Origin of the sequence: Pseudomonas sp. JV241A, assembly GCF_900275665.1 — a bacterium.
Lineage (GTDB): Bacteria > Pseudomonadota > Gammaproteobacteria > Pseudomonadales > Pseudomonadaceae > Aquipseudomonas > Aquipseudomonas wadenswilerensis.
In genome coordinates this window covers 150,544-164,508 of record NZ_OPYO01000008.1, presented here as the reverse complement: position 1 = coordinate 164,508, position 13,965 = coordinate 150,544, and the positions used below count along the sequence as shown (strand labels likewise).

Below are 13,965 nucleotides of genomic sequence, written 5' to 3'. Positions count from 1 at the left end.
AGTCGTAGTTATCCGCTGCGGGTCACGACGTACCTGCGACCGGCAAACAACAGCCCTTCTTTCTCGGAGCAGAACATGAAACAGCACATCCTGATCATCGGCGCCGGCTTCGGCGGTATGTGGAGCGCCCTCAGCGCCACTCGCCTGCTGGACCAGCACGGGCGCAACGACGTCAGCGTCAGCGTGCTCGCCCCCCAGGCCGAACTGCGCATCCGTCCGCGCTTCTACGAAACCGATGTGCAGCAGATGAAAGCGCCGTTGGCTGAACTGTTTACCGCCGTGGGCGTGAACTTCATCCAGGGCGCGGTGGACGAGATCGACGTGGCCGGCAAGCGTGTCGGCTACCGCGACGGCCAGGGCCTGCAGCAGGTGCTTGGCTACGATCGCCTGGTCATGGCCAGCGGCAGTGGCGTGGTCCGGCCAAACCTGGCCGGGCTTGATGAGCACGCCTTCGACGTCGACCAGATCGAATCGGCCAGCCGCCTGGAGCAGCACATCAAGGCCCTGGCGCAACGGCCTGGATCAACGGCGCGCAACACCGTGGTGGTGGCCGGCGGCGGCTTCACCGGCATCGAGACCGCGAGCGAAATGCCCGCCCGCCTGCGCGCAGTGCTGGGCCAGGACGCTGAGGTGAAGGTGATCATTGTCGATCGCGGCAACAAGATCGGCGCGGCCCTGGGCGAAGGCATCAGCCCGGCGATCGTCGAAGCCAGCGCGGCGCTGGGGGTCGAGTGGCGGCTCAATGCCTCGGTGGCCGCCGTGGATGCCGACGGCGTGACCCTCGCCGACGGCCAGCGCATCGAGGCCAGCACCGTGGTCTGGACCGTCGGCGTCCGCGCCAGCGCGCTCACCGAACAAGTGCCGGGGCAACGCGATGGCCATGGCCGCCTGCATGTCGACGGCAACCTCAAGGTCATTGGTCAGGAGCATGTATTCGCCACCGGTGACGTGGCCTACGCCGCCACCGACGACCTCGGAAACCACGCCTTGATGACCTGCCAGCACGCCATCGCCCTGGGCCGGCATTCGGGCAACAACGTCGCCGCCGACCTGCTGGGTGTCGAACCGCTGCCGTACCGCCAGCCCAAGTACGTCACCTGCCTGGACCTGGGGGCCTGGGGCGCGGTGTACACCGAGGGCTGGCAGCGTGAGGTCAAGCTGATCAAGGACGAAGCCAAGACCCTCAAGCAGCAGATCAACTCGGTGTGGATCTACCCGCCCGTGGCCGATCGTGCGATTGCCCTCGCCGCTGCCGATCCGCTGATTCCGGTGGTGGCCTGAGCGACTCAGGCGTGTGACAGCAACGGAAACATCAGCCTGGCATGCTCGATGAACTGACCGGCCTGGCCGAGCACGAACAGGCTGTCATCCGACTCAAGCGGCTGCGCCTCGAAGCCGCTGACATCCAGCGGCGTAAACCCCAGTACCACCCGGGTGGTCTGGGGTGTCCTCAGTTCTGCAATCAGTGCCTGCAGGTCGAGCGCTTGCCTGGCGAACACCTCATAGAGCGTCATCACGCCGTCGACGATTTCCATCACCACATAGGCCTGCAGCGCTGCCGAGTAGTGAACGCAGTCTTTGAAAAACGACGTGCAATAGAACATCGTCTGGTCAGGATTACTGCGCATCGCCAAGCGTGCAGCGGGTACCGCGCTGGCGACCGCGCTGATGAAGCGCAGGCGCTCGAGCACGTCGCTCATGTCGACCCTGTAGAAGCTGCAAGGCTGCGCTGATGGGCTTAACGCCGCGCTGTACTGATGTTCGAGCACCCGGCGAAAACCGAACCTGGGGTAGTAATCCAGCACTGTATCGTTGGCAAACAGGTAGATCAGCTCGCACTGGCCCTGCCATCTGTCCAGCACCCGCTCCAGCAGCACGCGGCTCAGGCCTTTGCCACGATACTCCGGCGCGACCATGACCGTACCTAGCTGGATGCAGCGCTTAGGCTCGCCGAGCACCTCGAAGTGCATGAGGTTGACCGAAAGGTTGGCGACGATGCGCCCGTCATGGGCCAACGCACAGGGCTGGTAGCCTTCGCCCCAATAGCCGTCCTGGTACCACTGCTCGAAATCGAATTCGAACGTCTGGTGGGTCAAGGCGTTGAAGCTGGCGCGCAGCCGTGTATCGTCCTTGAAGTTCTCCAGCAGGGTGAACCGCTGGCCCGCGAGCGACAGGTCCATTCTCTTTTCCCTTGATTCGTCTGGCCGCCACCCTATTACTGCGCCCAAGGGCAGTCTGTAGGAAAATTGTAAAGCACGGTTGGCGGCGGTGATTGCACCTTGCCTCGCCGCACAGGTAAGATTGAGAACGATTCACACTAACACCTTCGGGAACGCCAACCGGTGCCAACCTCCTCCACCCGCAAGCTGGGCTTCTTTTTCAGCGACCACCACCGTTGGCTCCTGCAGCACATCCACAAGCGCCTGCGCAACCGCGCCGACGCCGAAGACACCGCCGCCGAGACCTTCTGCCAGATGCTCGCCGCCCAGGTCGATCCGGCGAGCATCCAGCAGCCGCGCGCCTATCTGTCGACCATCGCCCGCCGGTTGATCTTCGATCGCCATCGCCGTCGCCAGCTGGAGCAGGCTTACCTGGAACGTTTGGCGGCCCTGCCTGAGCCGCTGGCGCCCTCCCCGGAAGAGCAACTGCTGCTGATCGAAGCACTGGTGAGCATCGACCAGGTGCTCGACGGCCTGCCGATGATCGTCAAGGCCACCTTCCTCTACAGCCAGCTCGACGGCATGAGTTATGTCGATATCGCGCGCAAGCTCGACCTCTCCGAGCGCACTGTCAGCCGCTACATGAAGCAGGCCCTGAGCCAGTGCTACCTCAGTGAGCTGGCGCCATGAGCCAGCGCCGTCTCGACCCCAGCGCAGAAGCCGCCATCGACTGGATGGTGCGCTTGAGTTCGGGCAACACCGACGCCCAGCTGCACAGCGACTTCAGCCAGTGGCTGGGCAGCGACCCGGCCCACGCCCAGGCCTGGGCACGCTTGCAGGAACGCCTGGGCGGCGCCTGCCAGACCGTGCGCAATTTCGAGCGCCGCGCCCCGGGGCACACCGGTGAGGTTCGCCAACTGTTGCTGCAGCCCAACGGCTCGCGGCGCGAACTGCTGCGCGCCTTCGTCGGCATCGGCGTGCTCGGCGGTGGCCTGTGGCTGGGCGCGCGCAGTGAGGTGGGTGAAGCACTGCTGGCCGATTTGCGCACGGCCAAGGGCGAGCGTCGCGACTTCACCCTGGCCGATGGCAGCCGCCTGAGCCTGAACGCCGGCAGCGCCGTCGACCTGCAGTTCGATGGCCATCAGCGGTTGCTGATCCTGCGCCAGGGCGAGCTGATCATCCAGGTCGCCGCCGACCCGCAGCGGCCGTTGCGGGTGCGTAGCGCCCAGGGTGAAATGCGCGCCCTGGGCACGCGCTTTCTGGTCAGCCAGGAGGCCGAGGCCACGCGCCTGGTGGTGCTTGAGCATTCGGTACGCGCGCGGCTGTTCAACGGCAGCGAACTGGATGTACAGGAAGGCCAGGCCGCGCTGCTGCACGGCGAACGCATCGAAGCCCTGGGCAATGACGAGCGTCAGCGCGCCGACTGGCTCAGCGGACGCCTGAATGTGCTGGATGATTCCCTCGAGTCAGTGGTCGAGGCGCTGCGCCCTTACTACCGCGGGTTTGTCCGGGTCGAACCCGAAGTGCGCGGGCTGCGGGTGCAGGGGGTCTTCCCGCTGGACGAACCGCAGCGGGCCTTCGCCGCACTGGCCGAAACCCTGCCGGTCAAGGTCGATCAGTACAGCCCGTGGCTGACGCTGATTCGGGCGAAAAACCCGCTGCAAAAATAATTTATGCAAATCACTCGTATTTGTGTCCGGTTTTCATTTCTCATCGCACCTATCTCCTGACACGCCAACATAATCAGGAGAATTCCGTGCTCAACCCTTGGTCCCACGCCCTTCCTGTCGCCGTGGCCCTGGCCACGCTGGCCAGCACCGTCCAGGCCCAGGAACAGGCCCTGAGCTTCAACCTGCCCGCCGCCTCCCTGGCCAGCACCCTCAATGCCATCGCCAGCCAGAGCGGCCGCATCGTCTCGCTGGACCCAGCGCTGGTACAGGGCAAGCAGGCGCCGGCGATCATCGGCAGGATGAGCGCGATGCTGGCCATGCAGAAGGCCCTGGCCGGCAGCGGCCTGCAGTTGCTGGTCACCGAACAGGGCAACTTCAGCGTGCTGCCGAGCATCGACGCCGGCAACGCCCTGGAGCTGGGCGCCACCAGCATCAGCGGCATCGGCGGCGATCTCAATGCGGCCACCACCGAGGGCACCGGCTCCTATGCGGCGCGGGCGATCACCATTGGCAAGGGCAGCCATACCCTCAGGGAAATTCCCCAGTCGGTCACGGTGATGACCCGCCAGCAGATGGACGACCAGAACATCGTCGACCTCAAGGACGCGGTCAACCAGACCACTGGCCTGGTCGGCCTGCAGGGCGTGGGCCCGGGCCTGATCATTTATTCGCGCGGCTTTCAGATCGACGACTGGCAGTACGACGGCGTGGCGATCCCGCGTAACACCTATTCGCTGGGCAACTGGGCGACCCAGGACCTGATCTTCTTCGACCGCATGGAAGTGCTGCGCGGCGCTTCCGGCCTGTTGCAAGGCACCGGCAGCCCGGGCGGCGCCGTTAACCTGGTGCGCAAGCGCGGCCAGGCTGCGCCGACCGTGACGGTCACCGGCAAGGCCGGCAGCTGGGACCACTACGGCCTGCAACTGGACGCCGGCGGCCCGTTGAACGATGCCGGCACCGTGCGCGGGCGCTTCGTCGCCGACGAGGACCAGAGCGATTCGTTCGTCGACTACGAATGGAGCAAGACCCATTCGCTGTACGGCGCGCTGGACTTCGACCTGAACGAGGCCACCACCCTGGGCTTCGCGGTCAGCCAGTCCAACGCCGAGTCGCGGCCAATGCTGCGCGGGTTGCCGCGCTATGCCGACGGCAGCGGCCTGGATGTGCCGCGTTCGACCTTTACCGGCTCGCGCTGGAACCATTCGGAAATCGACGTCACCACCCTGTACGCCGACCTTGAGCACCGCTTCAACGACGACTGGAAATTCCACGTTGGTGCGATTCGCATGAGTGAAACCAACGAGTCGACCCACCAGCGCGTACAGACCGTTGACGATGCCATCAACTTCGATGGCAGCGGTGTCAGCTATGCCGACTGGGTGACCGATTTCGACTCCACCAAGGTGGGTGTCGACATGAACCTGGTGGGCAAATTCAACGCCTTCAACCTCGAGCAGGAAATCACCCTGGGCGGCAACTACTCGAAGCTGACCACCGATGATCTGTTCGCGCGCACGTTCAACGACAGCACTGACAACATCTTCGATATCGACCATCACCGCCCGGATATCAGCTACGACAGCTTGCTCGACAAGCCCAACGGCCGTGGTTTCAGCAGTGCCTATGACGTGCGCCAGAAAGGCCTGTATGGCGCCTGGCGGGTCAAGCTGGCCGAGCCGTTGACCCTGGTGCTGGGTTCGCGGGTCAGCTGGTTCGACTACAGCTATGACACGACCATGCATGCCGGTGTCACCCGCGCCCCTTCGGTCAGCCCGACCAGCACCATGACCGAAAGCGGTGAAGTTACCCCGTACCTCGGTATGGTCTACGACCTGAGCCGCGAATGGTCGCTGTATGCAAGCTACGCCGACGTCTTCGTGCCGCAGACCGAACGCAGCGTCGGCGGCGCGGCGCTCAAGCCGATCATTGGCAGCAACTACGAAATGGGCATCAAGGGCGAACTGCTCGATGGCCGCGTCAATACCTCCCTGGCGGTGTTCCGCTACGACCAGGAAAACCGCGCGATCATCGACAAGGCCTCAGGCTTTGCCTGCGATGACTGGTACTGCTCCACCGCCGCCGGCAAGGTGCGCAGCCAGGGCATCGAGGCTGAAGTCAGCGGCGAAGTGCTCAGCGGCCTGCAGCTGTTTGCCGGCTACACCTACAACACCACCACCTACCTCGACGACCCGGACGACAAGGGCAAGGTGTTCAGCACCTGGACGCCCAAGCACATGTTGCGCATGTGGGGTAACTACCAACTGCCGGGGGACTGGAGCAAGGTCAGCGCCGGCCTGGGCTTCACCGCGCAGTCGCATACCCTGGGCTACGAGCACACCTACGACGTGCCCGGCTACGCGGTGTGGAACGCGCGCCTGGCGTACCAGCTGAGCCCGGAAGTGGGCCTGGCGCTGAATGCCAACAACCTGTTCGACAAGCACTACTACATTGCGGCCTACAACCAGCTCAACGGCAACAACAACTTTGGTGACCCGCGCAACTTCACCTTTACCGTGAAGTACACGCCGCAGTTCTAGGTTGCTAGTGCCGGCCTCATCGCGGGTCAAGCCCGCTCCTACAGATATAGCGCCAATCCTGTGGGAGCTGGCCTTGCCAGCGATCGAGCGCGAAGCGGTCGTAATCCAGGCACCACCTGATGTGCTGGCTGTACCGGCCTCATCACGGGCCAAGCGCGAAGCGCGTCGTAGACTATAACGGCCACTGCGCCAACGGCCAGTACTGGCCCTTGCGCGACTCGAACAAGGTGAAGTGCCGCGCACGCAGCACAAATTCCGCCGGCACCAGCGCCTCCGGCTCACTGCCACGGTAGTCACGAGCCAATGTCAGGTGCGGGCGGTAGTCCCGTGGGTCCTGGGCAAAGCCCAACGGCAGCATGGCCTGCTGCAGGGCATAGGCCAACTGGCGCAAGGCCGCCGACATCTGGCTGGGCACCAGCACCAACGCCTTGGCCGAGCGCCACACCTCCAGCCGGTCGAGCACCAGCGTCAGCGCCTCACCCGGCACCTTCACGCCCGCAGCGGCAGCGAGGATCGCAGGTAACTGCGCAGTGCCCGCCGCACCGATGAACATCAGGGTCAGGTGAAAATTCGCCGAGGGCACTGGCCGCCCCGTTTCCATATCCAGCTCACTGCGCCACCGGGCAATGGCCCGGCGTTGCTCTGCCACGCAGTCGAGGGCAAAGAACAGGCGCTTGAAGGGTTCACCGGTTTCGCCAATGCCTGGGTCCATGCCATGCACTCCTGGGGTCGAGTGCTTGAGTCTACCGCCTGGACGGAGGTGCCGTCAGTCGGCCGATTGATATTTTTATTTTCATGAAATTGATTTCTGAAATAAATCATGTCATTTCTATGCGCACCCCACCCACCGGAGTCAAGAATATGAACAAGACCGGACTTCTCGGCGCACTGGCCCTCTGTGCCTGCAGCGCAATGACCCAGGCCGATCAAGGCAGCCTGCGCATCGGCATCGAAGCTGCCTACCCGCCTTTCTCCTACCGTACGCCGCAAGGCGAACTGACAGGGTTTGACTACGACATCGGCAACGCCCTGTGCGCACAGATGCAGGTCAAGTGCCAGTGGGTGATCCAGGAGTTCGACGGCATGATTCCGTCGTTGAAGGTCCGCAAGATCGACGCTGTGCTGTCGTCGATGTCGATCACCGAAGACAGACTGAAATCGGTCGACTTCACCGACAAGTACTACCACACGCCCGGCAAGTTCGCGATGAAGGCCGGCAACCAGATCAGCGACCCGGCCACCGACCTCAAGGGCAAGCGGGTCGGCGTGCAGCGCGCCTCGACCTATGACCGCTTCGCCACCGAGCAGCTGGAAAGCGCCGGGGTCGAAGTGGTGCGCTACGCCTCGCAGAACGAAGCCTTTCTCGACCTTACCGCCGGGCGCCTGGACGCAACCCTCGCCGACATCGTCAACACCGAAGAAAGCTTCATCAAGACCCCCGCCGGGCAAGGCTTTGCCCTGGTCGGCCCGGATATCAGCGACCCGCAATACTTCGGCCGTGGTGCCGGAATTGCCGTGCGCAAGGGCGACAGCGCCAACCTGGCCAGGCTCAACGCCGCCATCGCGGCAATCCGCGCCAACGGCACCTACCAGCAGGTGCAAAGCAAGTACTTCCCGTTTGATATCTACGGCCACTAACCCCGGCTGGCGAGGACTTTCATCATGCTTCATGGCTACGGATCGAGCATTCTCGATGGCGCCTGGCTGACCATCAACCTGGCTTTGCTGGCCATGGCCATGGCCATCAGCCTCGGCCTGATCGGCGCGGCCTGTCGCTTGTCGCCAGTCAAATGGCTGGCAGGCCTGGGCGAGTTGTACACCACGGTGGTGCGCGGCATCCCCGACCTGGTGCTGATCCTGCTGGTGTTTTATGGCGGCCAGGACCTGGTCAACCGCCTGGCACTGGCCCTGGGTTACGAGCAGTACATCGACATCAACCCGTTCATTGCCGGGGTCTGCACCATGGGCTTCATCTTCGGCGCCTACCTCTCGGAGACTTTCCGCGGCGCCTTCCTGGCCATTCCCAAGGGCCAGGCCGAAGCCGGCGCGGCCTATGGCATGAGCCCCCTGCAGGTGTTCTGGCGGATCAGCGTGCCGCAGATGGTGCGCCTGGCGCTGCCGGGCTTTACCAACAACTGGCTGGTGCTGACCAAGTCCACCGCGCTGATTTCGGTGATCGGCTTGCAGGACATGATGTTCAAGGCCAAGAACGCGGCCGATGCCACCCACCAGCCGTTCACCTTCTACCTGGCCGTGGCCGGCCTGTACCTGCTGCTGACCAGCCTGTCGCTGCTGCTGTTGCGCGGCGTCGAGAAACGCTACTCGGTCGGCTGCAAAGCCGCCGAACTCTGAGGGGAGTTGCCTGATGCTCGACTATCACCTGATCTGGCAAAACCTGCCGCTGTACCTCAACGGCATTCTGCTGACCTTGAAGGTGCTGATGATCTCCCTGGCCTGTGGCCTGGCGCTGGCAATTCCGCTGGCCCTGATGCGGGTCTCGCGCAACTGCCTGCTGCGTTACCCGGCCTGGCTCTACACTTATGTGATCCGCGGCACGCCGATGCTGGTGCAGCTGTTTCTGATCTACTACGGCCTGGCCCAGTTCGAGGCGGTGCGCAACAGTGTGCTGTGGCCGTACCTGTCCAGCGCGACCTTCTGTACCTGCCTGGCCTTTGCCATCAACACCAGCGCCTACAGCGCCGAGTTGCTGGCCGGCAGCCTGCGGTCCACGGCCCGTGGCGAGGTCGAGGCGGCCCGGGCCATGGGCATGTCGCGCCTGACGATGTACCGGCGCATCCTGCTGCCCTCGGCCCTGCGCCGGGCCCTGCCGCAATACAGCAATGAAGTGCTGATGATGCTGCAGACCACCAGCCTGGCCTCGATCGTGACCCTGGTGGATATCACCGGCGCGGCAAAAACCTTCAATGCCCGTTACTACCTGCCCTTCGAGGCCTTCATTACCGCCGGGCTGATCTACCTGGTCCTGACCTTCATGCTGGTGCGCCTGTTCAAGCTGGCCGAGCGCCGCTGGCTGGCCTACCTCGCCCCGCGCAAGCACTAAGGAGCTTTCATGCAGCAAATTGACCATGTTCTGCCCTGGAGTGCCTGCGGCACCCAGCGCACCCTGCGCCTGTTTCGCTTCGGCAGTGGCGCACGCAAGGCCTATATCCAGGCTTCGCTGCACGCTGATGAACTGCCCGGCATGCGGGTGGCGGTCGAGCTCAAGCGGCGCCTGGCCGAACTCGAGGCCCAGGGCCGGCTCAGCGGTGTGATCGAGCTGGTGCCACTGGCCAATCCGATCGGCATCGGCCAGATGTTCCAGGCCACGCACCAGGGCCGATTCGAGTTCAACAGCGGCAAGAACTTCAACCGCGATTTCCCACCCTTGACCGAAGCGCTGGTAGCGCGCCTGGAGGGCCAACTGGGCAGCGATGGCGAAGCCAACGTGGCAACGATTCGCCAGGCCATGGCCGCGACCCTTGCCGAGCTGCCCGCAGCGCGCAGCGAGCTCGACGGCCTGCGCCGCCTGTTGCTGCAAAGCGCCTGCGATGCCGACCTGGTGCTCGACCTGCACTGCGATTTCGAATCGGTGATGCTGCTCTACGCCCTGCCGCAGAACTGGCCAACCCTGCGCTCGCTGGCAGCACGCCTGGGTGCCGAAGCGGTGCTGCTGGCCGAAGACGCCGGCGGCGACGCATTCGATGAAGCCTGTGCGGTGCCCTGGTTGCGCTTGCGCGAGTACTTCCCGGAGGCCGAGATTCCCCTGGCCTGCGTGGCCACCACCGTCGAACTGCGCGGCATGGCCGACACCGGGCGCGAAGCATGCCAGGCCAGCGCCGAACAGATTCTCGGCTACCTCGCCGACCAGGGCCTGATCAACGGCGACTGGCCCGCGGCGCCCAGCCAGTGCTGCGCCGCCACACCCTTTGCCGGCGCCCAGTATGCCTATGCCGAACATCCCGGCGTGGTCAGCTACCTGCAACCTTTGGGGGCGCGGGTCACGGTCGGCGACCCGCTGTTCGAAGTGATCGACCCGCTGACCGATCGCCACAGCGTGGTCCGCGCCAGCACCGACGGCGTCCTCTATGCCCGCGAACGCCTGCGCTTTGCCCAGCCCGGTCTGTGGCTGGCCAAGGTCGCCGGCACCACACCGATTCGCCAGGGCCGCCTGCTCACCGACTGACCCACCGAGTACCTACTGATGAACAAACTGCAAATCAACGACCTGCATAAAAGCTACGGCAACCATCAGGTGCTCAAGGGTGTCTCGCTGCAGGCCAGCGCCGGTGACGTGATCAGCATCATCGGCTCCAGCGGCTCGGGTAAGAGCACCTTCCTGCGCTGCATCAACCTGCTCGAGCAACCCAACGCCGGCGAGATCCTGGTCAACGGCGAGCAGCTCAAGCTGCGCAACTGCTCCCGCGGCGGGCTCAGGGCCGCCGACCCGCGTCAGCTGCAACGCCTGCGCGCACGCCTGAGCATGGTCTTTCAGCACTTCAACCTGTGGTCGCACATGAGCGCCCTGGACAACGTCATGGAAGCGCCGGTGCAAGTGCTGGGCATCAACCGCAAGGAAGCCCGCGAGAAGGCCGAACACTACCTGCACAAGGTCGGCGTCAGCCATCGCCGCAATGCCTACCCTGCGCACATGTCCGGCGGCGAACAGCAACGCGTGGCGATCGCCCGCGCCCTGGCCATGGAGCCGGAAGTGATGCTGTTCGACGAACCGACTTCGGCGCTTGACCCGGAACTGGTCGGCGAAGTGCTCAGGGTCATGCAGGACCTGGCCAGCGAAGGCCGGACCATGGTGGTGGTCACCCATGAAATGGGCTTTGCCCGCGAGGTGTCCAACCAGTTGCTGTTCCTGCACCAGGGCATTGCCGAAGAACGCGGCCACCCCCGTGAAGTGCTGGCCAGGCCGCAGTCCGAACGTCTGCGCCAGTTTCTTGCCGGCAGCCTCAAGTAAGCCTCCAGGCCACGCCCCGGCTGCACGCCGGGGAGTGGCTTGGGATACACTGCGACCCATCTTTCAGGGAGCCTTGCGCCGGATGTCGAGCACTTCGAAGAACACCACCGTCTACGCCTCGCCGGTCATGCGCAAGCTGTCGGAAAGCCTCGCCGAACTGCAACCCTCGTTGCGCAAGGTGGCCGATTACATCCTGCGTCACCCGCTCAAGGCGGCAACCCTGACCATCGAAGAGATGGCCCAGGCCACCGCCACCTCGCCCGCCGCGGTCAACCGCCTGGCCAAGGCCCTGGACCTGGGCGGCTACAGCGGCATGAAGGCCGAGCTGGTGAGCACCCTGCAACAGATGGTCTCGCCCGTGGACAAGCTGCGTAATGAACTGGCCCAGCGCCCCGGGGGCGAGTTCGGCCTGCACGAGCAGATCCATAGCGCCAGCAGCAACCTGGCGACCACCCGCGACATCAACCAGGCGGAGACCTTCGAGGCCTTCATCGCCAGCCTGACCCAGGCGCGCAAGGTGTACGTGCTGGGCTTTGGCAACAGCGTCTACCTCGCGGGCCTGGCGGCCTCGACCCTGGTGCCGTTCTGCGCCGATGCCTGCGCCATCAGCATGGAAGGCGGCAACGAAAACGCCGCCTACCGCCTGGCAGCGATCACTGACCAGGACGTGCTGCTGGCTATTTCGCTGCCGCGCTACTCCCAGGACACCCTGCAACTCTCGCGCTTTGCCCATGAGCGTGGCGCCACGGTGCTGGCCATTACCGATTCGCCAGCCTCGCCGCTGACGCCGATTGCCCGTCACGTGCTGTTCGCCGCTGCCGATCACCCGGTGCTGACCAGTTCCAGCATTGCCGTGCTGGCGCTGATCGAAGGCCTGGTGGCCGGAGTCATGGCGCGCAACAAGGAAGCGGTGAAGCTGGCCACCGAGCTGACCGAAAGCGTGATGTCGTACCTGCATGTCCCTGGCGGCAAAATCACCCGCAAGTGAGGCGGCAAAAGCGCGCAAGCTGGATTACGCTGTGTACGCGCACTCGCGCCATCACTACCCCAGGAGCTGAACGACAATGGATTGTTTTTCACCCAGCGATAAGCTGTTCATGCACCAGGCCCTGAGCGAAGGCCGCCGCGCCTTGCCCACCTGCCTGCCCAATCCCCCGGTGGGCTGCGTGCTGGTGCGCGACGGCCGGATCATTGCCCGCGGCTTTACCCAAGCACCAGGGCAACACCACGCTGAAGCCATGGCCATGGCGCAGTTCGACGGCGATGCCGACGGGGTGACGGCCTACGTGACCCTCGAGCCCTGCTCCTTCCATGGCCGCACGCCGTCCTGTGCCACAGCCTTGATCAAGCGCGGCATCAAGCGCGTGTTCGTTGCCATGCTCGACCCCGACCCGCGCAATGCCGGGGCGGGTATCGCGTTGCTCGAACAGGCCGGCATAGAGGTGATCATCGGCTTGCTCCAGGCACAGGCGGCGGGTGACCTGACGCCCTACCTGAACAGGGCCGGGGCAGCGCTCGACGTTTGCTGAGGGACAACCGCGCGGGCTGAATCGTTAAGGCAAACGGTTGCGCCTAGCACTATGGTCGGGCACATAACCGGTAACATTTAGTTCAAACCGTGGACATGATTGTTTATGCTGGCGGGCTTATGCCATGGCGCATCGCCACATCGACAAGTATTCGCCCATGAAAATTTTCTTAGTTCTACTGTTTGTTTTCTCGATTGCCTACGTCCATTTCCGCGGCCGGGTACGGCACAAGGTCACCCGCCAGCTGGGTGATCATTCGAGCTTCCTGGCCCCGGTCAACGTGTTCCTGTACCTGTTCTCCAAGCTGCCGGCCAAGCCGTACCTGCCAGTCGAGTCCTTCCCCGAGCTCAAGCCGTTGCAGGACAACTGGCAGGAAATCCGCGCCGAGGCCCAGCAACTGCTGCACGTCGGCGAGATCAAGAGCTCGCAGAACTACGACGACGTCGGCTTCAACTCGTTCTTCAAGAGCGGCTGGAAGCGCTTCTACCTGAAGTGGTACGGCGAGAGCCACCCTTCGGCAATGAAGCTGTGCCCACGCACCACCGAGCTGCTGCAGGGCATCGGCACGGTCAAGGCGGCGATGTTCGCCACCCTGCCGCCGGGCTCCAAGCTGGTGCGCCACCGCGACCCTTACGCAGGCTCGTACCGCTACCACCTGGGCCTGGACACGCCAAACGATGACGGTTGCTACATCTGCGTCGACGGCGAGAACTACGCCTGGCGCGACGGCGAGGCGGTGGTGTTCGATGAAACCTACATCCACTACGCCTCGAACCAGACCGAGCACAACCGCATCATTCTGTTCTGCGACGTCGAGCGTCCGCTCAAGTACCGCTGGGCCACGGCGTTCAACCGCTGGTTCAGCCGCAGCGTGATGGCCGCAGCCGCCGCGCCCAACGATGCCGGTGACAAGACCGGCGGCATCAACCGCCTGTTCACCCGCATCTACAAGATCCGCGAGCGCGGCAAGGCGCTGAAGAAGCGCAACCGCACCCGTTACTACCTGGAGAAATGGGCGGTGGTGGCGGCGCTGGTGCTGGTGTTCATCTATATCTGACTCAGACCGCTATCGCTGGCAAGCCAGCTCCCACAGGTTCAGTGCAT

14 protein-coding genes are annotated in these 13,965 nt (G+C 64.2%); 12 read left to right on the top strand and 2 right to left on the bottom strand.

Going from position 1 to position 13,965, the window contains the following annotated elements:
- Positions 1–75: 75 nt before the first annotated feature.
- The gene (locus tag JV241A_RS04865) at positions 76–1,281 is read left to right on the top strand and encodes an NAD(P)/FAD-dependent oxidoreductase (RefSeq protein WP_134061473.1); all 1,206 of its coding nucleotides are present in this window, start codon (positions 76–78) and stop codon (positions 1,279–1,281) included.
- 5 nt (positions 1,282–1,286) lie between these two features.
- Here JV241A_RS04865 and JV241A_RS04860 read toward each other — a convergent pair whose 3' ends face one another.
- Positions 1,287–2,180: a GNAT family N-acetyltransferase gene (locus tag JV241A_RS04860; RefSeq protein WP_115087631.1), complete on the bottom strand. Its 894-nt coding sequence runs from the start codon at positions 2,178–2,180 to the stop codon at positions 1,287–1,289.
- A 162-nt stretch (positions 2,181–2,342) separates the two neighbouring features.
- On the opposite strand from JV241A_RS04860, the gene JV241A_RS04855 reads away from it, so the two are divergent.
- The 3 genes from JV241A_RS04855 (at position 2,343) to JV241A_RS04845 (ending at position 6,366) form a co-directional block, all read left to right on the top strand.
- Positions 2,343–2,849 (top strand): sigma-70 family RNA polymerase sigma factor, encoded by a 507-nt coding sequence (locus tag JV241A_RS04855; protein WP_115087630.1) that lies wholly within the window; start codon positions 2,343–2,345, stop codon positions 2,847–2,849.
- A complete protein-coding gene (locus JV241A_RS04850) occupies positions 2,846–3,829 on the top strand; it encodes a FecR family protein (RefSeq protein WP_134061472.1) in 984 nt (327 codons plus the stop codon). The genes JV241A_RS04855 and JV241A_RS04850 overlap by 4 nt, the downstream gene beginning before the upstream one ends.
- Positions 3,830–3,915: 86 nt before the next feature.
- Positions 3,916–6,366: a TonB-dependent receptor gene (locus JV241A_RS04845; RefSeq protein ID WP_134061471.1), complete on the top strand. Its 2,451-nt coding sequence runs from the start codon at positions 3,916–3,918 to the stop codon at positions 6,364–6,366.
- Positions 6,367–6,538: 172 nt separating this feature from the next.
- Here the strand turns inward: JV241A_RS04845 and thpR are convergent, their stop codons facing one another.
- A complete protein-coding gene (gene thpR, locus JV241A_RS04840; protein ID WP_134061470.1) occupies positions 6,539–7,078 on the bottom strand; it encodes an RNA 2',3'-cyclic phosphodiesterase in 540 nt (179 codons plus the stop codon).
- Between the two features lie 149 nt (positions 7,079–7,227).
- Here thpR and JV241A_RS04835 point away from each other — a divergent pair, with 149 nt between their 5' ends.
- From JV241A_RS04835 to lpxO, 8 genes are all read left to right on the top strand, one after another.
- Positions 7,228–8,004: an ABC transporter substrate-binding protein gene (locus JV241A_RS04835; protein WP_115087626.1), complete on the top strand. Its 777-nt coding sequence runs from the start codon at positions 7,228–7,230 to the stop codon at positions 8,002–8,004.
- A 24-nt stretch (positions 8,005–8,028) separates the two neighbouring features.
- Entirely contained in the window at positions 8,029–8,718 is a 690-nt protein-coding gene (locus JV241A_RS04830) for an ABC transporter permease (RefSeq protein WP_134061469.1), read from the top strand.
- A 10-nt stretch (positions 8,719–8,728) separates the two neighbouring features.
- Positions 8,729–9,427 carry an ABC transporter permease gene (locus JV241A_RS04825; protein ID WP_115087624.1) on the top strand — a complete coding sequence of 233 codons (699 nt, stop codon included), beginning with the start codon at positions 8,729–8,731 and terminating at the stop codon, positions 9,425–9,427.
- Positions 9,428–9,436: 9 nt separating this feature from the next.
- Positions 9,437–10,549, top strand: a complete 1,113-nt coding sequence (locus tag JV241A_RS04820; RefSeq protein WP_115087623.1) for a succinylglutamate desuccinylase/aspartoacylase family protein — start codon at positions 9,437–9,439, stop codon at positions 10,547–10,549.
- Positions 10,550–10,567: 18 nt separating this feature from the next.
- The gene (locus tag JV241A_RS04815; RefSeq protein ID WP_115087622.1) at positions 10,568–11,332 is read left to right on the top strand and encodes an ATP-binding cassette domain-containing protein; all 765 of its coding nucleotides are present in this window, start codon (positions 10,568–10,570) and stop codon (positions 11,330–11,332) included.
- An 82-nt stretch (positions 11,333–11,414) separates the two neighbouring features.
- On the top strand, positions 11,415–12,320 hold the full coding sequence (locus tag JV241A_RS04810; RefSeq protein WP_115087621.1) for a MurR/RpiR family transcriptional regulator: 906 nt from the start codon (positions 11,415–11,417) through the stop codon (positions 12,318–12,320).
- 76 nt (positions 12,321–12,396) lie between these two features.
- A complete protein-coding gene (gene ribD, locus JV241A_RS04805; RefSeq protein ID WP_115087620.1) occupies positions 12,397–12,861 on the top strand; it encodes a bifunctional diaminohydroxyphosphoribosylaminopyrimidine deaminase/5-amino-6-(5-phosphoribosylamino)uracil reductase RibD in 465 nt (154 codons plus the stop codon).
- Positions 12,862–13,018: 157 nt separating this feature from the next.
- Entirely contained in the window at positions 13,019–13,918 is a 900-nt protein-coding gene (gene lpxO, locus JV241A_RS04800) for a lipid A hydroxylase LpxO (RefSeq protein WP_010225312.1), read from the top strand.
- Positions 13,919–13,965 lie beyond the last annotated feature (47 nt).